The sequence below is a fragment of the Neoaquamicrobium sediminum genome (genome assembly GCF_040970315.1).
In the GTDB taxonomy this organism is placed as follows: domain Bacteria; phylum Pseudomonadota; class Alphaproteobacteria; order Rhizobiales; family Rhizobiaceae; genus Aerobium; species Aerobium sediminum.
Map to the genome: position 1 here is coordinate 474,693 of NZ_JAZHFV010000006.1, position 25,103 is coordinate 499,795.

A 25,103-nucleotide genomic window follows, 5' to 3' on the forward strand; every position below is an offset into this window, starting at 1 on the left:
TTTACATTGATACGAATTTTTGCCGCTCATCTTAAAATTGCGCCCGGATAGGACGCTTTTTCGACAGAAGAAGCTTTCCAGCACGATAAGCCTTTGAGGATGAACGCCGAACCACGTCGCCGTCGCTCCGGCGGGCGCGCCAACGCCCGCGAGCCTGCACCGATCCCGCAGCTTGCGGCGTCGCATGTGCGCAATCCCTATCCGCCGATGCGGGTCCTTTCCGACGACCAGGTGGAGGCGATCCACGACGCATCGATGCATATCCTGGAAAATCTCGGCATCGAGATGATGAGCGCCGCCGCGCTCGACGTGTTCGCCCGATCTGGCGCCAAGGTCGATCGCGCTGCAAAGACGGTCTACATCGATCGCGGGCTTGTTGCGGAGGCGCTTGGGACAACGCAGCCGTCCTACACGCTGAGGCCGCGCAACCCGGCGCGTGCGGTGCCACTGGGCGGCGATGCCATCTGCTTCACACTGGTTGCCGGGCCGCCCAACGTGCACGACATGGAGCGCGGGCGGCGCGCGGGAAACCATCGCGACTATTGCGACCTGATCCGGCTCGCGCAGCATTTCAACTGCATCACCATGCTCGGCAACCAGGTCTGCGCGCCGATCGAGCTCGCGGCCAACACCCGGCACCTCGACACCTATCTCGCCAACCTGACGCTGACCGACAAGAGCTTTCACGTCTCCGCCATCGGCCAGGGCAGGGCGCTGGACGGTATCGAGATGATGGCGATCGCGCGCGGGCTGACGCTGGACCAGATGCGCGGCGATCCCGCACTTTCCACCATCATCTCGGTCAACAGCCCGCGTCGTTTCGACGACCAGATGGCCGAAGGGCTGATGACGGTGGCGGAACACGGGCAGTCGGTCGCCGTCACGCCTTTCACTCTGATGGGGGCGATGAGCCCGGTGACGCTCGCCGGCGCGCTGGCGCAGCAGAACGCCGAAGCGCTCGCAGGCATCGTGCTCACCCAGTTGGTGCGGCCCGGCACGCCGGTGATGTATGGCGCGTTCACCTCCAATGTCGACATGCGCTCTGGCGCTCCGGCCTTCGGCACGCCCGAGAACGCCAAGGCCAACATCGCCTCCGGCCAGCTTGCGCGCCGCTACAATCTGCCATACCGCACCACGCCCGGCTCCGCCTCCAACGCGGCGGACGCGCAGGGCGCCTATGAGACGATGATGGCGCTGTGGGGTGCCGTGCTCGGCCACGGCAACCTGCTCTATCACGCGGCCGGCTGGCAGGAGGGCGGTCTCACGGCGAGCTTCGAGAAGGTGGTGCTCGACGTCGAGATGATCCAGCACATGATGGAACTGCTGCGCCCGATCGAGGTGAACGAGGCCGAGCTGGCGCTGGACGCGCTGGCGCGCGTGCCGACGGGCGGGCACTTCTTCGGCGATGCGCACACGCTGGAGCGCTATTCGACCGCATTCTACCAGCCGATTATCTCCAACTGGCAGAATTACGAGAGCTGGCAGGAGAGCGGCGGCGCCGATGCAACCGCGCGTGCGACGCAGGTCTGGAAGAAGGCGCTGGCCGAATACCAACAGCCGCCGATGGACGAGAGCGTCCGCGAAGCGCTCGGCGCCTACGTCGCCAAACGCAAGGAAGAGATCGGGGCGGGCGAGCCGTGACCTATTTCGTGCCGCCGGCTAGGTGGGAATGGTCACGCATGGATCCTCGGGTCAAGCCCGAGGATGACGAATACGTTTCCAACGCAATCAATCCTACAAGTCTTGAATGGCGTGACGAGCCCGTGATCTCGTCATCCTCGGGCTTGATCCGAGGATCCATGCCGGAACGCCCAAGCTCCGGCTTCGAGCGCCTGACAAGAAGATTCAGGCCAGGCCTTCAACTCACTGAACGAGAACAGCAATCATGAAATCGCACGCACGTGTCGTGGTAATCGGGGGAGGCGTCGTGGGCGCTTCCGTGCTCTATCATCTAGCCCGGCACGGCTGGACCGACGTGATGCTGCTCGAGCGCGACGAGCTGACCTCCGGCTCGACATGGCACGCGGCGGGCGGGATGCATACGGTCAACGGCGACCCGAACGTCGCCAAGCTGCAGAAATACACGATCGAACTCTACAAGGAGATCGAGGAGCTTTCCGGCCAGGCAACCGGCGTGCACATCACCGGCGGCGTGCTTTTGGCGGCCACCGAAGCACGCATGGACTGGCTGCGGGGCGTCGTCGCCAAGGGCCGTTACCTCGGGCTCGACCTGGAGGAAATCTCGGCGCAGGAGGCGGCGGAGCTGATGCCGCTGCTCGATCCGAAGCAGTTCGTCGGTGCGGTGCGCAATTCCGAGGACGGTCACCTCGACCCCTCCGGCGTCACCCACGCCTATGCCAAGGCCGCCCGAAAGCTGGGCGCGGAGGTGCATCGCTTCACCAAGGTCGAGGACATCGTCCGGCGCGAAGACGGAATGTGGCGGGTCATCACCGACAAGGGCGAGGTGGTCGCCGAGCATGTCGTCAATGCCGGCGGGCTCTGGGCGCGCGAGGTCGGGCGCATGGTGGGGCTGGAATTGCCGGTGCTCGCCATGGAGCACATGTACCTCATCACCGAGGACATGCCGGAAGTGGCGGAGTGGAACGCGAAGACCGGCAGCGAGATCATCCATGCCATCGACTTCGACGGTGAGCTTTATCTGCGCCAGGAGCGCGGCGGCATGCTTATGGGCACCTACGAAAAGGCCGCCAAGCCATGGTCGGAATACCAGACGCCGTGGAATTTCGGCCACGAGCTTCTGGAGCCCGACATCGACCGCATCGCGCCGTCGCTTGAGGTGGGTTTTCGCCATTTCCCGGCCTTCCAGAAGACTGGCATCAAGCAGATCATCAACGGGCCCTTCACGTTTGCGCCCGACGGCAACCCGCTCGTCGGGCCGGTGCGCGGGCTTCCGGGGTTCTGGGTGGCATGTGGCGTGATGGCCGGCTTCAGCCAGGGTGGTGGCGTAGGCCTGGCGCTCGCCAACTGGATGATCGACGGCGATCCGGGCGCCGACATCTGGGCGATGGACGTGGCGCGCTACGGCGACTGGGCGTCGATGGCCTACACGAACGCCAAGGTCCGCGAGAACTATTCGCGGCGCTTCTCGATCCGCTTCCCCAACGAGGAATTGCCGGCCGGACGACCGTTGAAGACCACGCCGATCTATGACCTTCTTTCAGCCAAGGGCGCGCAGTGGGGTGTCGCCTACGGGCTCGAGGTGCCGCTGTGGTATGCGCCGCAGGGCGCGAGGGACGAATTCTCGTGGCGGCGCTCGACAGATTTCCAGCATGTCGCAAACGAGGTGCAGGCCGTGCGCGAGCGCGTCGGCCTCATTGAAATCTCCAGCTTTGCCAAATACCGGGTGACGGGGAAGGGCGCCCGCGACTGGCTTGACCGCATGCTCGCCTGCAAGCTGCCCGCACCGGGTCGCATGGCGCTCGCGCCGATGCTGAAGGAAGACGGCAAGCTGATCGGCGATTTCACGGTGGCGAATCTTACTGACGATGCGGACCGGTCGTCATCGCAGGACTGGATGATCTTCGGCTCCGGCATTGCCGAGCAGAACCACATGCGCTGGTTCGAGAAGCACCTGCCGGGCGAAGGAAGCGTGAATGTCGATGCGCGGGGCCTGTCGTTGGTCGGGCTAGCCATCGCCGGCCCGACAGCGCGAAAACTGCTCGAGACAGTTACCCGCGCCGACGTTTCGAATGCCGCGTTCCCGTTCATGGCGATCCGCAGGATGGACATCGGCATGGCGCCCTGTCTGGTCGGGCGCGTGAGCTATACCGGCGATCTCGGCTACGAGATCTGGATGGCGCCGGAATATCAGCGTCATGTCTTCGAGCGGCTGATGTCGGCGGGTGAAGAATTCAGTATCGGCCTGTTCGGCTCGCGCGCGCTCAACGCGCTGCGGCTCGAAAAGAATTACGGTTCCTGGGCGCGTGAATACCGGCCGATCTACGGTCCTCTAGAAGCCGGCCTCGACCGCTTCGTCGCCTATGGCAAGGAGGCGGATTTCGTCGGCAAGGCGGCGGCACTCGCCGAGCGCGAGCAGGGCGGCCAGCTACGGCTGCGCAGCTTCGTCGTGGATGCGGTCGACGCCGACGTCATCGGCGACGAGGCGATCTGGTTCGAAGGCGCCGTGCGCGGCTGGGTGACGTCGGGGGGTTACGCCCATCATTCCCGTAAATCGGTGGCGATGGGCTATGTGCCGCGCGAAATCGCAGACGCGGAAACAGGGTTCGAGATCGAACTTCTCGGCCGGCGCCTGCCTGCAAGAATTCAGGCGGTGCCAATGTTTGACGCCAATTTCGAGCGGATGCGGGGGTAGTTGTTGGCCGCGGCCGTACCATCGTTGTAGAAAGCCCATGTACAAGCTATCATACCACTTTGTACATGGAGGCAGAAAATGGCTCTGCACATTCAAGATAAAGAAGCCGACCGGCTTCTGCGGCACTTCGCCCGGGCGCGTCGCGTGACGCTAACGGAGGCTGTCAAGCTTGCCGTTCTGGAGGCAGAGGAGGCGCGCAGGCAGCGTGACAACGCGACCGAAGACAAGTTGGAATCTGTCTTGGCCCAGATTCGCGCAGCGCGCGGGTCGCGACCCTATCGCGCCGAGGACGATAAGGCTTTCATGGACGAGATGTGGGGTGAGGACGATTGATGCTGGTCGAGACGTCCGCGATCGTCGCAATCGCGCTTGAAGAAGCCGGATCCGAGCGGCTGGTACAGCAGATCAGGGCGGCAGATTCGCCGGTGACGACGGTGACCAATGGGTTTGAGGCAGCATTATCGATCGGCAAGGTTCTCGGCGACTACGAAGCAGCGGAAGCGGCAGTTCCCCAACTACTGAATGCGCTGGGCATTCGCATGGTCGGCATTGAGGCCGACCTTTATGGTGAAGCCATGAAAGCCTACCGGCGCTTCGGCAAGGGTACGGGCCATCCGGCGAGGCTCAACTTTGGCGACTGCTTCTCATATGCGTATGCGACGAAGCACGAGCTGCAGCTGCTTTATAAAGGCGATGATTTCGCTCGGACGGACATTGCGTCGGCAACCTGAGGCCGCACGCAAAATATGACTTTAATTATCAAGTAATTACCGCGACTTAGCTTCGTCGCCAAAAATTTGACCGATTGATAAAAAAATTATTCGTGCTAGCATTTCCCCAAAACCAATAATGGGGAACATCGACGATGGCTGAAGGCCAGTTCAAGCAGGGCATCGCCGCCGGCCGGCTCGCGCCGCCGGAATATGCGGACAACTTTTCCGATCTTCATCCGCCTTTCGATCGGCACGAGGCGCTAGTCGAGGCGGATCGCTGCTACTTCTGCTACGATGCCCCATGCATGCAGGCCTGTCCGACGTCGATCGATATTCCGATGTTCATCCGGCAGATCTCGACGGGTAATCCTGTTGGCGCGGCCAAGACCATCTTCGACCAGAACATTCTCGGCGGCATGTGTGCCCGCGTCTGCCCGACGGAGACGCTGTGCGAGGAGGTCTGCGTGCGCGAGGTGGCCGAGGGCAAGCCGGTGCAGATCGGTCGCCTGCAGCGCTATGCGACGGATACCGCGATGGCGCAGCACAAGCAGTTCTACGAGCGCGCCGCGCCGACCGGCAAAAGGATCGCCGTCGTTGGCGCCGGGCCGGCGGGGCTCGCCTGCGCGCATAGGCTGGCCGTCAACGGGCACGAGGTCACGGTCTACGAAGCCAAACCGAAGGCCGGCGGCCTCAACGAATACGGCATCGCGGCCTACAAGTCTGTCGATGGTTTTGCGCAGGCTGAAGTCGATTACATCACCGCCGTCGGCGGTATCCATGTCCAGCACGACAAGGCGCTTGGCCGCGATATGTCCCTGGCGGAACTCGCATCCTCCTACGACGCCGTATTCCTCGGCATGGGGCTAGCCGGCGTCAACGCCCTGCGGGCCGAGGGCGAGGGTGCCGAGGGTGTACAGGACGCGGTCGATTTCATCGCCGAGCTGCGCCAGGCAGGCGACCTTGCACAGCTTCCGGTCGGTCGGCGCGTCGTTGTCATCGGCGGCGGCATGACGGCGATCGACGCGGCGATCCAGTCCAAGTTGCTGGGGGCCGAGGAGGTGACGATCTGCTACCGCCGCGGCAAGGAACATATGAACGCCTCGGAGTTCGAGCAGGATCTGGCAGCCTCCAAGGGCGTAACCATCCGCCACTGGCTGCAGCCCAAAAGCGTCATCGACGCGGGCGGTCGTGTTGCCGGTATCGAGCTCGAATACACGACCCTGCGCGATGGCAAGCTGGTCGGCACGGGCGAGACGATGCTGATCGACGCCGACCAGGTGTTCAAGGCGATCGGCCAGTCGTTCGACGCGTCGCCACTCAACGGCTCCGGCAATTCGATCGCCATGGAAGGCGGGCGCATCAAGGTCGATGCCGAAGGGCGTACCTCCATGGCCAAGGTCTGGGCGGGCGGCGACTGCGTCGTCGACGCGCGCGAGGACCTGACCGTCGCTGCGGTCGCCGCCGGGCGCGACGCGGCTGAAAGCATCCACCGGGCACTCACCTCTAACTGGAGGGTATGAGCATGGCAGACATTCGTTCGAACTTCGTCGGAATCAAATCGCCGAACCCGTTCTGGCTCGCCTCGGCGCCGCCGACGGACAAGGCCTACAATGTCGTCCGCGCTTTCAAGGCGGGGTGGGGCGGCGTCGTGTGGAAGACGCTGGGCGAGGAAGGCCCGCCGGTCGTCAACGTCAACGGGCCGCGCTACGGCGCGATCTGGGGTGCGGACCGGCGTCTGCTCGGCCTCAACAATATCGAGCTCATCACCGACCGTGACCTGCAGACAAACCTGCGCGAGATGAAGCAGGTGAAGATGGAATGGCCGGACCGGGCGCTGGTCGCCTCGATCATGGTTCCGTGCGAGGAGCAAAGCTGGAAGGCGATCCTGCCGCTGGTCGAGGAGACCGGAGCCGATGGCATCGAGCTGAATTTCGGCTGCCCGCACGGCATGAGCGAACGCGGCATGGGCGCCGCCGTCGGCCAGGTTCCGGAATATATCGAAATGGTAGTGCGCTGGTGCAAGCAGTACACGCGCATGCCCGTCATCACCAAGCTGACGCCCAACATCACCGACATCCGCAAGCCGGCGCGCGCGGCCAAGGCGGGCGGAACCGATGCGGTGTCGCTGATCAACACCATCAATTCGATCACCGGCGTCAATCTCGACAGTTTCTCGCCGGAGCCAATGATCGACGGCAAGGGCACGCATGGCGGCTATTGCGGCCCGGCGGTGAAGCCGATCGCCATGAACATGGTGGCCGAGATAGCCCGGGACCCCGAAACGCGTGGCCTGCCGATCTCCGGCATCGGCGGCATCACCACCTGGCGCGATGCCGCCGAGTTCCTGGCCCTCGGCGCGGGCAACGTTCAGGTCTGTACGGCGGCGATGACCTATGGCTTCAAGATCGTGCAGGAGATGATCTCTGGGCTGGAGGCCTGGATGGACGAGAAGGGCCATCGCTCGCTCGACGACATTATCGGCCGAGCAACCCCGAACGTAACCGACTGGCAGTACCTCAACCTCAACTACGTGGCCAAGGCGCATATCGACCAGGATGCCTGCATCAAATGCGGGCGCTGCCACATCGCCTGCGAGGATACCTCGCACCAGGCGATCACCAGCATGGTCGACGGCGCGCGCCATTTCGAGGTGATCGAGGAGGAGTGCGTCGGGTGCAACCTCTGCGTCAATGTCTGCCCGGTGGAAGGCTGCATTACGCTGGAACCGCTGGCGGCGGGCAGTCTCGACAAGCGCACCGGCAAGGTCGTCGAGCCTGTCTATGCCAACTGGACGACGCATCCCAACAACCCGATGGCGCGCCAGGCCGCCGAGTAGAGCAGGGCGCTTTCAACGTCGCCGCCGCGCCACGGCGGCGACGGGATACGATGCCGCTGCGTCGGCCGATAGGCTCGGTAGCACCGTTCGAATATGGTCGCCCAAGGCCGTGGCTGCGGAGGATGGACGCTGCTCGGCAAATTCGAGCGCGATCCCGAGCGTCGGCAAAGGCGGCAAGCCACTAGAGAGGATATGGAGATCGGCCGGCACTGCCGTCTGTGTCAGAACGCTGATCGCATGCCCCGAACGCGCGATTGCGATAAGCCCGGCCAAGCTGTCGCTGGCGAATGCAACCCTGTAGCGGCGATTGACCGCCTCCATCGCGTCGCAGGCAGCTCGATAGTCGAGCGTCGTGGGCGCCGACAAAGCCAGCGGAATGGTGTCGAGATCGAGTATGGCCGGCTTCGGTTCGTTCGCCACCCACACAAATCGTTCCTTGCGTATGACATCGCGGTTAGCGGCGTCGGACAGAGAGACGAGCGCCATGTCTATCTGGCGGCGATGCAGCAGGGGACGTAGTTCGGTAGTTGGGGCGCAGACCATGCGCAACTCGACTTCGGGATGCAGCGCAAAGAAGTCTCTGAGCAATTCGGGGATGAAGGCGATCGAATAGTCTTCAGGGCACCCAAAGCTGACCGGACCCTTGAGCGCGCCGCCGGCCATGTCGGCAAGGATTTCGTCGTGCCTGGCAAGCAAGGACTCGGCGTGAGCCAGAAACCTTTCGCCAGCGGCGGTCAGGCGCACGCCCGACCCGCTGCGGTGTAGAAGCGACTGGCCGATCTGGTCTTCCAGACGTTGCATTTGCATGCTGAGCGCGGATTGCGTTCGGCCGACCTGGCTGGAGGCAAGGCTTATGGAACCGGTTCGCGCGACCGCAGCGAAGTTCCTTATGAGCGCGAGGTCGAGCATAGGTGTGGCATCAGTCCGATTGATACCGGAATACGGTAATATCAATTTGCGCGGGAGCTCAAGCGGCGCTAGCGATTGGGCGAGCCATTCGGAGAGATTTCATGTCCCTGAACGACGATCCCGCATTCTGGGTTGCCGCGCGCAAGCATCTGATCCGCTACGGACCAAGCTTCGAAAGTGTCATCATCGAGCGGGCCGAGGGCAGCTTCGTTTACGATGCCGACGGGCGCGCGATCCTCGACTTCACCTCGGGCCAGATGAGCGCCGTACTCGGCCATACGCATCCCGACATTGTGGCGACAGTTGACCGGCAAATGAAGTCGGTCGCGCATCTCTTCAGTGGCATGCTGTCCCGACCGGTGGTCGAACTCGCGTCGCGGCTAGCCGCGCTGGCGCCGGGGCTCGACCGCGTTCAACTGCTGACCACTGGAGCGGAATCCAACGAGGCAGCGATCCGCATGGCCAAGCTGGTCACCGGCGGGCACGAGGTCGTTGCCTTCGCGCAGAGCTGGCACGGCATGACAGGTGCCGCGGCCTCCGCAACTTACAGCGCGGGCAGGCGCGGCTACGGCCCTGCAACGGCCGGCTCGCTGGTCATTCCGGCCCCAAATGCCTATCGCCCGCGCTTCACCCACGCCGACGGTTCCAATGACTGGCAGACCGAACTGGACGACGCCTTCGAGCTGATCGACCGGCAATCGACCGGCAATCTCGCGGCTTTCATTGCCGAACCGATCCTGTCGAGCGGGGGCATTCTGCAACTGCCGCAGGGCTATCTCGCCGCCTTGAAGCAGAAGTGCCACGAGCGCGGAATGTTGCTGATCCTCGACGAGGCACAGACGGGCGTCGGACGTACCGGGCACATGTTCGCATTCCAGCGGGACGGCGTGACGCCCGACATCCTGACGCTTTCGAAGACCCTTGGCGCGGGGCTGCCGCTGGCCGCGGTCATGACGACGGAGGAAATCGAGCAGAAGGCGTTCGAACGCGGCTTCCTGTTCTACACCACCCACGTCTCGGACCCGCTTACCGCAGCGGTGGGCGTAACGGTGCTCGACGTGGTCGCGCGTGACGGGCTGGTGGAGCGGGCGGCCCGCAGCGGTCAAAGGTTGCGCGCCGGCCTGCTTTCGCTGCAGCAGAAATACGAGTGCGTCGGCGACGTGCGCGGGCGTGGGCTGCTTCTCGGGTTGGAGGTCGTCAAGGACCGGCAGACCAAGGCGCCCGGTTTCGAGCTGGGCGCCAGGATCATGGAAGAGGCGATGCGGCGCGGGCTCAGCATGAACATCGTCAAGCTGCCCGGCATGGGTGGCGTGTTCCGCATCGCGCCACCGCTGACGGTCTCGGATGAAGAGATCGACCGCGGCATCGAGATCATGTCCGGGGCGATCGAGGCTTCGATCGTCTCGAACTGAGCCGAAGCCGGGCTTGATGGCGGCGGGCCGCTGTCAGGCCGCGGCAGGCCGGTTGACGATGACGCCGTTCTTCGTTGCAAGGAAGCGGCGCAGACGGTCGTTGTAGTCGGCCACCACGGCGTTCGTCACTGACGGGCGGCGCGCGAGGGCCTGCCGCCACGCACCGACCTTGTCGAGACCGGTGAAGACGCCGAAATCGGCAATCGTGTCGAACACGTCGAAATAGCGAAATGCAGGCGCGAAGACCGCGTCGACGATCGAGAACGCTTCGCCCGCGAAATAGGGGCCTGTGCCGAGTTCGGTTTCCAGCCGCTCCATCTTCTGGCGAAGCCGGGCGCCCGCGTCATCGAAGGTGGACTGGTCGGTCGTGGTTTCCATGGTCCAAATGTCGCCGAGCGCTGCCGAGCCGAATTCCATCCACGCGCGGTGGCGTGCGCGGGTCAACGCATCGGAGGGATGCAGCCGCGGCTGCTCCGTCTCGTCGAGATATTCGACGATTGCCGCGCTTTCGAACAGGACATCGTCGCCGACCTTCAGCAACGGAACCTTGCCGAGCGGTGAGATCGCCTTCAACCAGTCCGGCTTGTTCGCGAGGTCGACGTCGATGCGTTCGAACGAGACGCCCTTTTCGGCAAGCACAATCGCAGCGCGCTGAACATAAGGGCAGAGGTCGAAGGAAACGAGGGTGAGTTTTGCAGACATGGGCGACTCCGTCGGTTGAATTTAATGCATTTGCATGTAAATTGGCGAGTGGGATCTGAAAGTCAATGTTCATGCAATTGCATTAATTCACATTACGGTGATGCTTATGAATGGACCCGACAAGGCGACAGTCGCGGCGTGGATTGCGCTCGCGCGGGCGCATCGCGTCGCGATGCAGAAGGTGGAGACGCGGCTCAAGGAGGAAGGTCTGCCGCCGCTCGCATGGTACGATGCGCTTTGGGAACTCGAAAAGGTGGGCGAGGGCGGTCTGCGCCCGTTCGAACTGGAACATGCGCTCCTGTTCGAGCAGTACAACCTGTCAAGGCTGGTCGACCGCCTCGTGAAGGCCGGTGTGGTCGAGCGGCGGCCTTGTGCCGATGACCGTCGCGGGCATGTGCTCGCCATCACCGGCGAGGGGCTGGCTATCCGGGCGAAGATCTGGAGCGTCTACGCCCCGGCGATCGAGGCTGCCGTCGGCGCCCGGCTGAGCCGCGACGAGGCTGTCTCGCTGGCGCGCCTTCTCGCAAGGATTGCCGACAACGATTGAACTGTCGCTGACAGGCCTTGTCAGGAGAACACTCACAATCCTATTGTGGATATAAAATATCCAGGATATTGAGGGTCCGGAATTGAGGGCAGACTGTGAAACTTTCTGAAGGTGTCGAGGCGGCGATCCATAGCGTCACGATCCTGGCCTCGCTCGGGCCGGGCGAAACGATGCCTGCCGCGGCCTTCGCGGATGCCTACGAGATCTCGGCAAGCTATTTGCTGAAGCACCTCAAGGTTCTGGTCGCCGACGGGCTGCTTGAATCAGTCTCCGGCCCGCAGGGCGGTTACCGGCTTGCGCGGGCGGCGGAGAAGATCACGCTGCTCGACGTCGTGCTTGCTATCGAGGGGCGGCAACCGGCTTTCCGTTGTACGGAGATACGTCAACGCGGACCCGTGAGACTGCCCGCGGAGGTCTATGCGAAACCCTGCCAGATCAACGCGGCAATGCTGAAGGCCGAGCGCGCCTACCGCGCTGCGCTTGCCGAGACATCGATTGCCGACATCGCGGCCGATTTCAGCGCCGAGGCCGACCCGCGTGCCGTTGCGGCCGCCTGCGCTTTCGCCGAGCAGAACAAACGCCCGCAGGGGCGTTCCAAAAATACCCAAGCCAAAGGAGAAAAGGCATGAAGCCAAGACTGCAGTTTTTCAACGTCGCGCCAGACATCATGAAGCAGGTGATGGCGCTCAACGAAGCGGCCAACAATTGCGGGCTGGAGCATTCGCTGCTGCATCTCATCAAGCTGCGGGCCTCGCAGATCAACGGCTGTTCCTATTGCGTCGACATGCACACGCGCGAGGCGCGGCGCGACGGTGAGACCGAGCAGCGCGTCTATCTGGTCTCGGCATGGCGCGAATCGCCGCTTTACTCGGATCGCGAGCGTGCGGCGCTGGAATGGACCGAGACGCTGACGGCGCTTGCCGGTCACCATGTCGAGGACGAAAGCTATGATGCAGTCCGGGCGCATTTCAGCGAAGAGGAAATGGTCAAGCTCAGCGTGGCCATCGGCATGATCAATGTGTGGAACCGCCTCTGCACCGGCTTCCGCGCCGTGCATGCGGTGGAAACGGCCAAGGCCGCCTGAGCGTGCTTGAGGCGCCAGAAGCAACGGCGGGCCGACGCTTGCCCCTGCTTCTGGCCCTCTCGATTTTGCTTTCGTCTGTCAGCGCTCTCGGCTAGTCCCCCTGTATACCGCCCGGGACACCAATTTGAGCCAATCCGCAGATACAGCCTTCGACGCGAAACCGCGCGCGACGACGCACGCCACCGGCAGGCAGAAACTGCTGGGGCATCTCGCCATGCTGCTGTTTACCGCGTTGGTATCCGGCTCCTATTCGCTTGGTGGGATGGCCGCGTCGCATATCGGGCCGGCCGCAATCAACGCGATGCGGTTCGCGTTTGGCGTGGTGGTGATGGCGGCGGCCGTGGCCATGCTGACACGCGGCCGCATCCCGGCACCGCGGGCGCCGTGGCGCTATCTGGTGCTCGGCGCGCTGATGGCGGTGTTCTTCATCACCATGTTCATGGCGCTGCGGTTGACCGATCCGGTTTCGACGGGAGCGGTCTTCACGCTGATGCCGCTGATGTCGGCGGTCTTCGGCTATCTCTTTCTCGGACAGGTGCCGCGCGGCATCGTCATCGCCAGCCTGGTGTTTGCCGGGCTCGGCTCGATCTGGGTGATTTTCGGCGGCAACCTCGATGCGCTTCTGGCTTTCGACCTCGGCCGTGGCGAGATGATCTTCTTCATCGGCGTCGTCTGCCACGCGGCCTATGCGCCGCTGGTCCGCAAACTCAACGACGGTCGCGAGCCGCTGGCGGCTTTCACCTTGTGGACGCTGGTCGCCACGGGCCTGTGTATCGCGCTCTACGGGGTCAGCGAAATCGTGCAGACCGACTGGCAATCGCTGCCGGCGATCGTCTGGGTGGCGATTGTCTACCTCGCCATCTTCACGACGGCGGGCACCACCTTCCTCGTCCAGTATGCGGCGATGCGGCTGCCGGCCGCCAAGGTTCTTGCCTATACCTATCTTTCGCCCTGCTACATCATCCTGTTCGAGGGCTTGCTTGGCCATGGCTGGGTCAGCCCCGGCGTCGCGCTCGGCGCGCTGGTGACCGTGCTGGGCCTTGTCGTCATGGCCGCGTCGCGCGACAGCTAGAGCGCGCCAGCCTGGGTCGTAAACCGTCCGTTAACCGGAATCGGCAAGCTTCACGCAAGGTTCGGCAAACGGGAACGACGGCGAGAGATGATCGTCATCAAGGCAAGCGGCTCGACGGATGTAAAGGCGCTGCGCAGGCTGGCTGCCGATCTTTCGGCGGATGAGGTCGACGTCGCGCCCGAGGAAATCCAGCCAGCTATGCCGCGCAGGCGGCGCAGGCCTTCGGTCAGCACCTTGCCCGGCGCGTCTATCGCGCCGGGGACGCAGGCGGCCATTCTCGAACTGCGCCAGGTCGAGGTGGAGCCACGGGGCCAATACGACCTGACCTGAATCCTGCCAGGTTGGGGGTCAACCACCCTTCGGCAGATAGACGACCTTTTCCAGCCCTTCGAAATGGGCGTCGCAGGTAAGCAGATCGGCCTCCGCCTGCCGCGCTGTAGCGTAGACGATGGCATCTGCGGTTGCCAGTTTGTGATGACCGGACAGGACCGCCGCCGCAGCGGCGGTTGCCGTATCAAGCGGAGCAACCCGGCACTGCCTTGTCAGCGCGAGAAAGCTGTTTGCGGCATCTACTCCGATTTCTCGAAGCAGCCATTTGGTGACTTCCAACTGGACCATCGTCGGCACAATGAGCGTGTCGAGCTCGGATAATTCTGGCTCCAGACGAGCTGCCAGCGCGCCGTCGTCCAGCCATTCGACCCATATCGAACTGTCGATCACACGCATCAATAGCGATCGTTACGGTCTCTGTAACCGTCGCTGTTCGCGCCCTTGGCGATGCCGCGAAGTTCATCAAGCGTTGGCACCGGAACAAGCATCACCCCTTTGCCCTGCGGAATGAAGGCGAATTCCTGGCCGGCCTTCCAGCCTTGCCTTTCGCGAACCTCCTTGGGAATGGAGATCTGAAATTTCTCGGAAAGCTTCGTCGTTGCGTTCATCTGCGTCTTACCTCATCGCCATCGATCAGGGATAGGTAAGAATATAGCGCATTTCCGCTCCGTCGGGAAGGCGTGGTCGCGCCCTCAACCTTTCGGCTTCAGTCCCTCGATGAAGAGCTGTTCGAGGAAGCGCGCGGCATCCTCGAAGCGGCCTTCGGCGCCGCGATCCGGTCCGAGCACGGCGCGTACCTGGACGTCGAAATCAGCATAATGCTGCGTGGTCGCCCAGATTGCGAATATCAGATGCCAGGGGTCGGTGCGCACGATCCGGCCGTCGCGCATCCAGCCGCGGATGATCTGGGCCTTCTCGTCTACCAACTCCTTCAATTCGCCTTCCAGCATCGGCATAACGCGCGGTGCGCCCTGCAGGATCTCATTGGCGAACAGCCGGCTTTCGCGCGGGTAGTCGCGTGCCATCTCCAGCTTGCGGCGAATGTAGCTGCGCAGCTCGGTGATCGGGTCGCCGATGTCATCGAGTTCCCGCAGCGGCGCCAGCCAGGTTTCGAGCAGGCGCTGCATTAGCGTTACATGGATGTCTTCCTTGGAGCGGAAATAGTAGAGGAGGTTCGGCTTCGACATGCCGGCGGCTTCGGCGATCTGGTCGATGGTGGCGCCGCGGAAGCCGTGCTGGGCAAATACCTCCAGCGCCGCCTCAAGGATGATCTCGCGCTTCTCGGTCTGGATGCGCGTCCTGCGTTTCGGCTTCACCGCCTCCATGGCCCTTCGATCCCCTCGCGGCGCGCACTGCGCCAGATTCTGGACCAATCGTCTGGACCAGCTTGCGCCGAAGCTGTGGAGCGCGCGGAAGCGCCAGCCTTTGCGCTAGTAATCCCTTGACCGCCTATGTGGCGGTGCTAACGTTTGTCCAATCGGTCAAAATTTGCGTAGCATATCTGCGCCCGAAGAACCAAGCGTTGGCCGAACAACGAGGGGCTCAAAGGAAAGAAAGGCTTGGTTATGTCCAACAGGCTCAACGTCGCGCCGAACGACCTCAGCGCATTCTGGATGCCGTTTACGGCAAATCGCCAATTCAAGCAGTCGCCGCGCATGCTGGTGTCGGCGAAGGACATGCACTACACGGCTTCCGACGGGCGCAAAATCCTCGACGGCACTGCCGGTCTGTGGTGCGTGAACGCCGGCCACTGCCGGCCGAAGATCACCGAGGCGATCCAGCGCCAGGCGGCCGAGCTCGACTATGCGCCAGCCTTCCAGATGGGGCACCCGATCGTCTTCGAACTGGCCAACCGGCTGGTGGACGTCGCGCCCGAGGGCATGGATCATGTCTTCTTCACCAATTCCGGCTCCGAATCCGTCGATACCGCGCTCAAGATCGCGCTGGCCTACCAGCGGGTGAAGGGCGAGGGTAGCCGAACGCGCCTGATCGGCCGCGAGCGGGGCTATCACGGCGTGAACTTCGGCGGCATTTCTGTCGGCGGTATCGTCACGAACCGCAAGATGTTCGGCACGCTGCTGACGGGCGTCGACCACCTGCCGCATACCCACCTGCCGGGCAAGAACGCCTTTTCCAAGGGCGAGCCGGAGCATGGCGCAGACCTTGCCGACGAGCTGGAGCGGATCGTCACGCTGCACGACGCCTCGACCATCGCGGCCGTTATAGTCGAGCCGGTCGCCGGCTCCACCGGCGTTCTCATCCCGCCGAAGGGCTATCTCCAGCGCCTGCGCGACATCTGCACCAAGCACGGCATCCTCTTGATCTTCGATGAGGTCATCACGGGCTTCGGGCGCCTCGGAACACCGTTCGCGGCCGACTATTTCGGCGTCATCCCCGACATCATCACTACGGCGAAGGGTGTTTCCAACGGCGTAATCCCGATGGGCGCGGTGTTTGTGAAGAAGGAGATCCACGACGCGTTCATGAACGGGCCGGAGCATCTCATCGAGTTTTTCCATGGCTACACCTATTCCGGAAACCCGATCGCTTCGGCCGCGGCCATCGCGACACTCGACACCTACAAGGAAGAGGGGCTGCTGACGCGCGGCGCGGAGCTCGCTCCCTACTGGGAGGAGGCCCTGCATTCGCTGAAGGATGCGCCGCATGTGATCGACATCCGCAATATCGGTCTCGTCGGCGCGATCGAGCTGCAGCCGATTGCCGGGCAGCCCACCAAGCGCGCCTTCCAGGCCTTCGTTAAGGCCTTCGAGCGCGGCGCACTGATCCGCACGACCGGCGACATCATTGCGCTTTCGCCGCCGCTTATCATCACCAAGGGCCAGATCGACGAGCTGATCGATCATGTGCGCGAAGTCCTGACCATGGTCGACTGACCGCGACCAGATCCGAGGGCCGGCGACGGGAACCGCCGGCTCTCGGTGACATGAAGACGAATGAGAGGAATACTGCCGATGGCCGCACCCGGCGAGAATCTGCGCATCAACCCCGACCGCCTGTGGGATTCGCTGATGGAGATGGCGAAGATCGGGCCGGGGGTTGCCGGCGGCAATAACAGGCAGACGCTGACCGACGAGGACGGCGAGGGCCGCCATCTTTTCAAGAAGTGGTGCGACGCGGCTGGGCTCGTCACCGGCGTCGACAGGATGGGCACCATGTTCGCCCGCCGCGAGGGAACGGATCCGGACCTGCCGCCGGTCTATGTCGGCTCGCATCTCGACACCCAGCCCACCGGTGGAAAGTATGACGGCGTGCTCGGCGTCCTCGGCGGGCTGGAAGTGATCCGCACCCTCAACGATCTCGGCATCAAGACGAAGCACCCGATCGTCGTCACCAACTGGACCAACGAGGAGGGCACGCGCTTCGCGCCGGCCATGCTGGCGTCAGGCGTCTTTGCCGGCGAGCACGACCTTGAATGGGCATACGACCGCAAGGACGCCAAGGGCTTGCGCTTCGGTGACGAGCTGGAGCGCATCGGCTGGAAGGGTGACGAAGACGTCGGCGGTCGTCCGATGAAGGCGTTCTTCGAGCTGCATATCGAACAGGGGCCGATCCTCGAGGATGAAGATATCGACATCGGCGTCGTCACCCACGGGCAGGGGCTGTGGTGGCTGCAGGTGACGCTGACCGGCAAGGACGCGCACACCGGCTCGACACCGATGCCCAAGAGGCGCAACGCCGGTCTCGGGATGGCGCGGGTCACCGAGCTGGTGCACGAGGTGGCGATGGACTATCAACCGGACGCCGTCGGCGCGATCGGCCACGTCGAGGTCTATCCCAATTCGCGCAACGTGATACCCGGCAAGGTGGTCTTCACCATCGACATCCGCACGCCGCACGAGAATGTGCTGAATGAGATGCGCGCGCGCATCGAGGACGGCATCGCCACCATCGCCGAGGCGCTGGATATCGGCTTCGAGGTCGAGGCCGTCGGCCACTTCGATCCCGTCACCTTCGACGAAGGCTGCGTGAAGGCCATTCGTGATGCCGCCGAACGTCTCGGCTATTCCCATCGCGACATCGTCTCAGGGGCCGGCCACGACGCCTGCTGGATCAACCGCGTGGCGCCGACGGCGATGGTCATGTGCCCCTGCGTGGATGGGCTTTCGCACAACGAGGCCGAGGAAATCAGCAAGGAATGGGCAGCGGCCGGCGCCGACGTGCTGTTCCATGCGGTGGTGGAGACGGCGGAGATCGTGGAGTGATGGACAAGGCTTTGGAATCCAAGTTCGAGGGCGCAATGTTCGATATCTATCGACGCGCCAAGTCTGAAGCCAAATACAATGCGAACGCGTTTCTCGGCATGCTGAATGATCGGGGTGGTCTGTATACTGCAAAAGCCCTTATCAATGCCCCGCGACAGTCGGATGGATACACTGCCCTGCTCATGGCTGGACGGCTCGACCTTACGGTTGAAGCGTTGGTTGTTGAGGACATCCGTTGGAAGCCGCTTTTTCTGCACGAGGAGATTGAAAAGGCTAAAAAACGTCTAGCCGCCAACCAATACGTCCCTCGCCCACGAAACTGATAACATGGGGAACGACAGAATGACAAAAGTCATCAGAAACGGAACCATCGTCACCGCCGACCGGACCTGGAAGGCCGATGTGCTGGTGAAGGACGGCAAGATCGTCGCTATCGGCAACGACCTGCATGGCGACCATGAATTCGACGCCACCGGCTGCTACGTGATGCCGGGCGGCATCGATCCGCACACTCATCTCGAAATGCCCTTCATGGGCACTTACTCCGCCGACGACTTCGAGAGCGGTACGCGCGCGGCGCTTTCGGGCGGCACCACGATGGTGGTGGATTTCTGCCTGCCGTCGCCCGGCCAGTCGCTGCTCGAAGCGATCCAGATGTGGGACAACAAGTCGACGCGCGCTTCGTGTGACTACTCCTTCCACATGGCGATCACCTGGTGGGGCGAGCAGGTGTTCAACGAGATGCCGGAGGTGGTGAAGCGCGGCATCACGTCGTTCAAGCATTTCATGGCCTACAAGGGCGCGCTGATGGTCGACGACGACGAGATGTTCTCGTCGTTCCAGCGCTGTGCCGAGCTCGGCGCGCTGCCGCTCGTCCACGCCGAGAACGGCGACGTGGTGGCCCAGCTTTCGCAGAAGCTGCTGGCCGAGGGCAATAACGGGCCTGAAGGCCACGCCTATTCGCGCCCGCCGGAAGTGGAGGGCGAGGCCACCAACCGCGCCATCATGATCGCCGATATGGCCGGCGTGCCGCTCTATGTCGTGCACACCTCGTGCGAGCAGAGCCACGAGGCCATCCGCCGCGCGCGCCAGAAAGGCATGCGCGTCTTCGGCGAGCCGCTGATCCAGCATCTCGTGCTCGACGAGACGGAGTATTTCGACAAGGACTGGGACCATGCCGCGCGCCGCGTGATGAGCCCGCCTTTCCGCAACAAGCAGCATCAGGATTCGCTGTGGGCGGGGCTTTCTGCCGGTTCGCTGCAGGTGGTGGCGACCGACCATTGCGCGTTTACCAGCGACCAGAAGCGCTTCGGCGTCGGCGACTTCACCAAGATCCCCAACGGCACGGGCGGTTTGGAGGACCGGCTGCCCGTGCTGTGGACCAAGGGTGTCAACACCGGCCGGCTTACGCCCAACGAGTTCGTTGCGGTGACTTCGACCAATATCGCGAAGATCCTCAACATGTACCCGCGGAAGGGTGCGATCCTTGAAGGGGCGGACGCCGACATCATCGTGTGGGACCCGGAGAAGATCAAGACGATCTCGTCCAAGGCGCAGCAGTCGGTGATCGACTACAACGTGTTCGAGGGCATCCAGGTGAAGGGCCTGCCGCGCTTCGTCTTCACGCGCGGTGAGCTTGCCGTGAACGACGGCAAGGTCGAGGCCAAGCCCGGCCACGGCCAGTTCGTTGCCCGCGAGCCCCACATGGCTGTCAACAAGGCGCTGTCGACGTGGAAGGAAGTCGTTGCGCCCCGCAAGATCGAGCGGACGGGCATTCCCGCGACCGGGGTGTGAGAGCGCAATCGCCGATGAACGCACTCGCCAGCCCGACACAGCCAGCCACCGTAACTGTAACTGCCCCCGTCATCGAGGCGACCGGCCTGGGGCTAACTTTCGAAACCGGCGACGGGCCGGTCCATGCCCTGTCGAATGTCGACCTCGCCATCGGCAAGGGCGAGTTTGTGTCCTTTATCGGGCCGTCGGGCTGCGGCAAGACCACGTTCCTGCGCGTGATTGCCGATCTCGAGCAGCCAACGGCGGGTCGCATCACGGTCAACGGCATGAGCCCGGAGGAGGCGCGGCGGCAGCGCGCCTACGGCTATGTCTTCCAGGCTGCCGGCCTTTTTCCCTGGCGCACCATCGAGCGCAACGTGGCGTTGCCTCTGGAGATCATGGGCTACTCAAAGGCCGAGGTCGCGCAGCGCATCGCGCGCACGCTCGATCTCGTCAATCTCACCGGCTTCGAGAAGAAGTTTCCGTGGCAGCTTTCCGGCGGCATGCAGCAGCGCGCCTCGATCGCCCGCGCGCTGGCCTTCGATGCCGACCTGCTCTTGATGGATGAGCCGTTCGGCGCGCTGGACGAGATCGTGCGCGACCATCTCAACGAACAGCTCCTGCAACTGTGGGACCGCACGAACAAGACGATCTGCTTCGTCACCCATTCGATCCCCGAGGCGGTCTATCTCTCGACCAAGATCGTCGTCATGTCGCCGCGTCCCGGCCGCGTCACCGACGTGATCGACTCGACGCTGCCGAAAGAGCGCCCGCTCGACATCCGCGAGACGCCTGATTTCCTGGCAATCGCCGCCCGCGTGCGCGACGGTCTGAGGGCAGGGCATTCCTATGAGGATTAGGCGCTGCATTGCCGCCCTGGTTCCTCTCCCCCGCGAAGTGGGGGAGAGGTGCCGAGCAACGCGAGGCGGAGAGGGGGGATCCGTTTTCCGTTGCTCCCCCTCTACGGCATGCTTCGCAAGCCACCTCTCCCTCATTCCATGGGGACGAGGAAGGGCGCTTGTGCCGGGGGGCATCTGAATGGACCGCCTGCGCGACAAGATCATCCCCGTCACCGCGATCCTGCTTGGTATCGTGGCGATCTGGTATGTCGGGGCGTATCTCATGAACGCGCCGTTCCAGCGGGATCTGGACCGGCGGGCAGGCGAGACGCCGACATTTTCGGAATTCGTCGCCAAGACGATGACCCAGCCGAAGCCGACACTGCCGGCGCCGCACCAGGTAGCGGTCAACTTTTTCGAGAACACGTTCCTGCGCAAGGTCACGTCGGCGCGCAGCCTCGTCTACCATGCATGGGTGACGCTATCGTCGACGCTGGCGGGTTTCGCGCTCGGCACGGCGCTGGGCATCGCGATCGCCGTCGGCATCGTGCATGTGGCGACGCTCGACCGTTCGTTGATGCCCTGGATCATCGCTTCGCAGACGATCCCCATCCTGGCCTTGGCGCCGATGATCATCGTGGTGCTCGCCGCGATCGGCGTCACGGGGCTGATCCCCAAGGCGCTGATCTCGACCTATCTGTCGTTCTTCCCCGTGGCCGTGGGCATGGTGAAGGGCCTGCGCTCGCCCGACATGCTGCATCTCGACCTGATGCGCACCTATAACGCCAGCAGCGCGCAGGTTTTCTGGAAGCTCAGGGTTCCGGCCTCAGTGCCTTATCTTTTCGCCTCGATGAAGGTCGCGGTTGCGGCCAGCCTCGTCGGCGCCATTGTTGGCGAACTGCCCACCGGCGCGGTCGCGGGCATCGGCGCCAAGCTGCTCAACGGCTCCTATTACAGCCAGACGATCGACATGTTCTCCGCGCTTCTTGCCGGCTCCGTGGTTGCCGTCATTCTCGTCAGCCTGGTCGGGCTTGCCGGCCGGCTCACCGAGCGCGCGATGGGAGGGCGTCCGGCATGAGTAGCGCTGCCGCCCGTAATCCGTCGCTTTGGCCCGCATTGGCGGGTCTTGCGGCCGCACTGGCGCTGGCCGCCTTTGTTCTCAACGCCCTCGGCGTCCCCAAATACGCAGTCGACTATCGCCCGGCCATTTTGGGTGCGGCCATCGCGGTCTGGCTTCTCGCATGGTGGGTCAACTCCAGGCTTTCGGCGCTGTCGTTGCAGGACCGCACGCTCAGCCTGCTGCGCAACGGCTTCGTGGCGCTGTCGTTCGGCGTGGTGCTGCTCTTCCTCTGGGAAGTGCTGGTGCGCGCCTTCAACGTCCCCTTCGTGCTCCTGCCGCCGCCATCGGCCATTGGCGTGCGCATCGCCAATTCGCTGCCGGTGCTGGCGGCCGACGTCAACCAGACGATCTTCAAGGCGGTTTTCGCGGGCTATGCGATGGGCTGTGCTGCGGGTTTCATCGTTGCCATCCTCGCGGATCGCTTCCTGTTCCTGCGGCGTGGCCTGCTGCCCATCGGCAACATGGTCTCGGCGCTGCCGATCATCGGCATCGCACCGATCATGGTGATGTGGTTCGGCTTCGACTGGCAGTCGAAGGCCGCCGTCGTCGTGGTGATGACCTTCTTCCCGATGCTGGTCAACACGGTTGCAGGGCTCACGGCTGCCGGCCACATGGAGCGCGACCTGATGCGCACCTACGCGTCGAGCTACTGGCAGACGCTGTTCAAGCTGCGGCTGCCCGCGGCCATGCCGTTCATCTTCAACGCTCTCAAGATCAATTCGACGCTGGCGCTGATCGGCGCCATCGTTGCCGAGTTCTTCGGCACGCCTGTCGTGGGCATGGGGTTCCGCATTTCGACCGAGGTGGGCCGCATGAATGTCGACATGGTCTGGGCGGAAATCGCGGTTGCGGCGCTCGCGGGTTCCGTCTTTTATGGCGTGATCGCTCTCGCAGAAAGAGCCGTCACGTTTTGGCATCCGTCTATCCGTGGTGGGTAGGCCAATCCAGAGGGTAAAAAAGATGAAGAAATATCTCGTATCGTTGATGGCCGGCGCGATGTCGCTGGCCGCTGCGCAGGCCTGGGCCGCAGACGCGGTTACGCTGCAGCTCAAGTGGGTCGCGCAGGCCCAGTTCGCCGGCTATTTCGTGGCGCTGGACAAGGGCTTCTACGAAGAAGAAGACCTCGACGTCACCATCAAGCCGGGTGGGCCGGACATCGCGCCCGAGCAGGTTATCGCCGGCGGTGGCGCCGACGTGATCGTCACGTGGATGGCGGCTGCACTTTCAGCCCGCGAGAAGGGCGTGCCGCTGGTCAACATCGCCCAGCCCTACAAGAAGGCGGGCATGCAGCTCGTCTGCCCGGCCGACGGCCCGATCAAGACGGAAGCCGACTTCCCCGGCCATACGCTCGGCGTCTGGTTCTTCGGCAACGAATATCCGTTCTATGCCTGGATGAACAAGCTCGGCTATTCGACCGAAGGCGGCGAAGGTGGCGTCACCGTACTCAAGCAGTCCTTCGATGTGCAGCCGCTGATCCAGAAGCAGGCCGACTGCATCTCGGTGATGACCTACAACGAGTACTGGCAGCTCATCGACGCCGGCTACAAGCCCGAGGACCTGACCGTCTTCAATTATACCGAGATGGGTAACGACCTGCTCGAGGACGGGCTCTACGTGCTTGAGGACAAGCTCGCCGACGAGGCGTTCAAGGACAAGATGGTCCGCTTCGTACGCGCCTCGATGAAGGGCTGGGAATATGCGATCGCCAATCCGGAAGAGGCTGGCGGCATCGTCATGGACAATGGCGGCCAGGACGAGAACCACCAGGTGCGGATGATGAGCGAGGTCGCCAAGCTGATCGACACGCCGGATGCGAAGCTGATCCCGGAAGCCTACGAGCGCACAGCCAAGGCGCTGCTCGACCAGAAGATCATCGAGAAGGAGCCGGAAGGCGCCTACACGACGGAAATAACCGACGCGATGTGATCGGGGCGGAATATGAAACATGGGAAGGGGCGGGCGACCGCCCCTTTTTCGTTGTGGCGGGTGCACGGGCCGTTGTTCTTCCGATTGTGCGTCCGTCGAGGCTCGCTCCGGTGGAGGCCAGCCCTTCCGCCATTGTCGCCGCTGCGAAGACATTGTGTGCATCACACGCCCCGCCGGGCGGCTTGAGCGCCCGTCGCAAAGGACCTACCTGTGCGGCAACCCAATCCTTCCAGCTTTCGGGACGCTCTCATGAAAAACATCGGTTTTCTCTCGTTCGGCCACTGGTCGCCGTCGCCGCAATCCGGCACGCGGAGCGCTTCGGATGCGTTGCTCCAATCGATTGACCTCGCGGTGGCCGCGGAGGAACTGGGCGCGGACGGCGCCTATTTCCGCGTGCACCATTTTGCGCGCCAGCTCGGCTCGCCGTTCCCGCTTCTGGCCGCCGTCGGCGCAAAGACCAGCCGGATCGAGATCGGCACCGCCGTCATCGACATGCGCTACGAGAATCCGCTCTACATGGCGGAGGATGCGGGCGCGGCCGACCTGATCGCCGGCGGACGGCTTCAGCTCGGCATCAGCCGCGGCTCGCCCGAGCAGGTGATCGATGGCTGGCGCTATTTCGGCTACGCCCCGCGCGAGGGCGAGACCGATGCGGACATGGCGCGCGCCAATGCGGAGATGTTCTTCGAGCTTTTGAAGGGCAAGGGTTTCGCCCAGCCGAACCCGTCGCCGATGTTTCCGAATCCGCCCGGCCTCTTGCGGCTCGAGCCGCACTCGGAAGGCTTGCGCGACCGCATCTGGTGGGGGGCGGCGACCGACGCCACGGCGGTGTGGGCGGCCAAGCTCGGCATGAACCTGCAAAGCTCGACGCTCAAGTTCGACGAGACCGGCGAGCCGCTTCATGTGCAGCAGGCCAAGCAGATCCGCGCCTATCGCGAGGCATGGAAGGCTGCGGGACACGAGCGCACGCCGCGCGTTTCCGTCAGCCGCTCGATCTTCGCGCTGGTGAACGACATGGACCGGGCCTATTTCGGCCGTGGCGGCGAGAGCACCGATCATTTCGGCTATATCGAGCCGGAGAAGCGCGCCGTTTTCGGGCGCACTTATGCAGCCGAGCCGGACGTGCTGATCGAGCAGTTGCGCGAGGACGAGGCGATCGCCGAGGCTGACACGCTGTTGCTGACGGTGCCAAACCAGCTCGGTGTGGACTACAACGCGCATGTGATCGAAGCGATCGTCAAGCATGTCGCGCCGGGCCTCGGCTGGCGCTAATGCAAGCGATCC

Annotated in this window: 25 protein-coding genes and 1 pseudogene; 21 read left to right on the forward strand and 5 right to left on the reverse strand. The window is 63.5% G+C overall.

Annotation, left to right across the window (positions count from 1 at the left end; all coding sequences use genetic code 11):
• The first annotated feature begins 99 nt into the window (after positions 1-99).
• The 6 genes from V1479_RS18995 to preA all read left to right on the forward strand — a co-directional run bounded on the left by V1479_RS18995 (position 100) and on the right by preA (position 7,882).
• The gene (locus V1479_RS18995; RefSeq protein WP_368804324.1) at positions 100-1,641 is read left to right on the forward strand and encodes a trimethylamine methyltransferase family protein; all 1,542 of its coding nucleotides are present in this window, start codon (positions 100-102) and stop codon (positions 1,639-1,641) included.
• Positions 1,642-1,885: 244 nt separating this feature from the next.
• Positions 1,886-4,333 carry a GcvT family protein gene (locus V1479_RS19000; RefSeq protein WP_368804325.1) on the forward strand — a complete coding sequence of 816 codons (2,448 nt, stop codon included), beginning with the start codon at positions 1,886-1,888 and terminating at the stop codon, positions 4,331-4,333.
• Positions 4,334-4,411: 78 nt separating this feature from the next.
• A complete protein-coding gene (locus V1479_RS19005) occupies positions 4,412-4,666 on the forward strand; it encodes a type II toxin-antitoxin system VapB family antitoxin (protein WP_368804326.1) in 255 nt (84 codons plus the stop codon).
• Positions 4,666-5,064 carry a type II toxin-antitoxin system VapC family toxin gene (locus tag V1479_RS19010; protein ID WP_368804327.1) on the forward strand — a complete coding sequence of 133 codons (399 nt, stop codon included), beginning with the start codon at positions 4,666-4,668 and terminating at the stop codon, positions 5,062-5,064. The genes V1479_RS19005 and V1479_RS19010 overlap by 1 nt, the downstream gene beginning before the upstream one ends.
• 134 nt (positions 5,065-5,198) lie before the next feature.
• Positions 5,199-6,566 carry an NAD(P)-dependent oxidoreductase gene (locus tag V1479_RS19015; RefSeq protein ID WP_368804328.1) on the forward strand — a complete coding sequence of 456 codons (1,368 nt, stop codon included), beginning with the start codon at positions 5,199-5,201 and terminating at the stop codon, positions 6,564-6,566.
• 2 nt (positions 6,567-6,568) lie between these two features.
• Entirely contained in the window at positions 6,569-7,882 is a 1,314-nt protein-coding gene (gene preA / locus V1479_RS19020) for an NAD-dependent dihydropyrimidine dehydrogenase subunit PreA (RefSeq protein WP_368804329.1), read from the forward strand.
• Between the two features lie 12 nt (positions 7,883-7,894).
• On the opposite strand, the gene V1479_RS19025 is transcribed toward preA, so the two are convergent.
• The gene (locus tag V1479_RS19025; RefSeq protein WP_368804330.1) at positions 7,895-8,791 is read right to left on the reverse strand and encodes a LysR family transcriptional regulator; all 897 of its coding nucleotides are present in this window, start codon (positions 8,789-8,791) and stop codon (positions 7,895-7,897) included.
• Positions 8,792-8,892: 101 nt separating this feature from the next.
• On the opposite strand from V1479_RS19025, the gene V1479_RS19030 reads away from it, so the two are divergent.
• The gene (locus V1479_RS19030; protein WP_368804331.1) at positions 8,893-10,203 is read left to right on the forward strand and encodes an aspartate aminotransferase family protein; all 1,311 of its coding nucleotides are present in this window, start codon (positions 8,893-8,895) and stop codon (positions 10,201-10,203) included.
• 33 nt (positions 10,204-10,236) lie between these two features.
• On the opposite strand, the gene V1479_RS19035 is transcribed toward V1479_RS19030, so the two are convergent.
• On the reverse strand, positions 10,237-10,905 hold the full coding sequence (locus V1479_RS19035) for a glutathione S-transferase family protein (protein WP_368804332.1): 669 nt from the start codon (positions 10,903-10,905) through the stop codon (positions 10,237-10,239).
• Positions 10,906-11,011: 106 nt separating this feature from the next.
• Between V1479_RS19035 and V1479_RS19040 the strand changes: the two genes are divergently transcribed.
• From V1479_RS19040 to V1479_RS19060, 5 genes are all read left to right on the forward strand, one after another.
• A complete protein-coding gene (locus V1479_RS19040) occupies positions 11,012-11,452 on the forward strand; it encodes a MarR family winged helix-turn-helix transcriptional regulator (RefSeq protein ID WP_368804333.1) in 441 nt (146 codons plus the stop codon).
• A 95-nt stretch (positions 11,453-11,547) separates the two neighbouring features.
• On the forward strand, positions 11,548-12,081 hold the full coding sequence (locus V1479_RS19045; RefSeq protein ID WP_368804334.1) for an RrF2 family transcriptional regulator: 534 nt from the start codon (positions 11,548-11,550) through the stop codon (positions 12,079-12,081).
• Positions 12,078-12,536, forward strand: a complete 459-nt coding sequence (locus V1479_RS19050; protein WP_173192298.1) for a carboxymuconolactone decarboxylase family protein — start codon at positions 12,078-12,080, stop codon at positions 12,534-12,536. Before V1479_RS19045 ends, V1479_RS19050 begins: the two co-directional genes overlap by 4 nt.
• A gap of 124 nt (positions 12,537-12,660) precedes the next feature.
• Positions 12,661-13,608, forward strand: a complete 948-nt coding sequence (locus V1479_RS19055) for a DMT family transporter (RefSeq protein ID WP_368804335.1) — start codon at positions 12,661-12,663, stop codon at positions 13,606-13,608.
• A gap of 87 nt (positions 13,609-13,695) precedes the next feature.
• Positions 13,696-13,938, forward strand: a complete 243-nt coding sequence (locus V1479_RS19060; RefSeq protein WP_368804336.1) for a hypothetical protein — start codon at positions 13,696-13,698, stop codon at positions 13,936-13,938.
• A gap of 18 nt (positions 13,939-13,956) precedes the next feature.
• On the opposite strand, the gene V1479_RS19065 is transcribed toward V1479_RS19060, so the two are convergent.
• The 3 genes from V1479_RS19065 to V1479_RS19075 form a co-directional block, all read right to left on the reverse strand.
• A complete protein-coding gene (locus V1479_RS19065) occupies positions 13,957-14,334 on the reverse strand; it encodes a type II toxin-antitoxin system VapC family toxin (protein WP_368804337.1) in 378 nt (125 codons plus the stop codon).
• The gene (locus tag V1479_RS19070) at positions 14,334-14,546 is read right to left on the reverse strand and encodes an AbrB/MazE/SpoVT family DNA-binding domain-containing protein (protein WP_368804338.1); all 213 of its coding nucleotides are present in this window, start codon (positions 14,544-14,546) and stop codon (positions 14,334-14,336) included. Before V1479_RS19070 ends, V1479_RS19065 begins: the two co-directional genes overlap by 1 nt.
• An 84-nt stretch (positions 14,547-14,630) precedes the next feature.
• Positions 14,631-15,263 carry a TetR family transcriptional regulator C-terminal domain-containing protein gene (locus tag V1479_RS19075; protein ID WP_368804339.1) on the reverse strand — a complete coding sequence of 211 codons (633 nt, stop codon included), beginning with the start codon at positions 15,261-15,263 and terminating at the stop codon, positions 14,631-14,633.
• Positions 15,264-15,503: 240 nt separating this feature from the next.
• Here V1479_RS19075 and aptA point away from each other — a divergent pair, with 240 nt between their 5' ends.
• The 9 genes and pseudogenes from aptA (at position 15,504) to V1479_RS19120 (ending at position 25,091) form a co-directional block, all read left to right on the forward strand.
• Complete coding sequence (gene aptA, locus V1479_RS19080; protein ID WP_368804582.1) at positions 15,504-16,832, forward strand: omega-aminotransferase AptA; 1,329 nt, start codon at positions 15,504-15,506, stop codon at positions 16,830-16,832.
• Positions 16,833-16,910: 78 nt separating this feature from the next.
• Positions 16,911-18,161 carry a Zn-dependent hydrolase gene (locus tag V1479_RS19085; RefSeq protein ID WP_368804340.1) on the forward strand — a complete coding sequence of 417 codons (1,251 nt, stop codon included), beginning with the start codon at positions 16,911-16,913 and terminating at the stop codon, positions 18,159-18,161.
• Positions 18,161-18,484, forward strand: coding sequence for a hypothetical protein (locus V1479_RS19090; protein ID WP_368804583.1), 324 nt, complete (start codon positions 18,161-18,163; stop codon positions 18,482-18,484). The genes V1479_RS19085 and V1479_RS19090 overlap by 1 nt, the downstream gene beginning before the upstream one ends.
• 19 nt (positions 18,485-18,503) lie before the next feature.
• Complete coding sequence (gene hydA, locus V1479_RS19095) at positions 18,504-19,955, forward strand: dihydropyrimidinase (protein WP_368804341.1); 1,452 nt, start codon at positions 18,504-18,506, stop codon at positions 19,953-19,955.
• A gap of 14 nt (positions 19,956-19,969) precedes the next feature.
• Positions 19,970-20,794: an ABC transporter ATP-binding protein gene (locus V1479_RS19100; RefSeq protein ID WP_368804342.1), complete on the forward strand. Its 825-nt coding sequence runs from the start codon at positions 19,970-19,972 to the stop codon at positions 20,792-20,794.
• Positions 20,795-20,972: 178 nt separating this feature from the next.
• A complete protein-coding gene (locus tag V1479_RS19105) occupies positions 20,973-21,851 on the forward strand; it encodes an ABC transporter permease (protein WP_368804343.1) in 879 nt (292 codons plus the stop codon).
• A 263-nt stretch (positions 21,852-22,114) separates the two neighbouring features.
• Positions 22,115-22,831: pseudogene (locus tag V1479_RS19110) on the forward strand (ABC transporter permease); the annotation flags it as partial.
• Positions 22,832-22,853: 22 nt separating this feature from the next.
• On the forward strand, positions 22,854-23,819 hold the full coding sequence (locus V1479_RS19115) for an ABC transporter substrate-binding protein (RefSeq protein ID WP_368804345.1): 966 nt from the start codon (positions 22,854-22,856) through the stop codon (positions 23,817-23,819).
• A 249-nt stretch (positions 23,820-24,068) separates the two neighbouring features.
• Complete coding sequence (locus V1479_RS19120) at positions 24,069-25,091, forward strand: LLM class flavin-dependent oxidoreductase (protein WP_368804346.1); 1,023 nt, start codon at positions 24,069-24,071, stop codon at positions 25,089-25,091.
• Positions 25,092-25,103 lie beyond the last annotated feature (12 nt).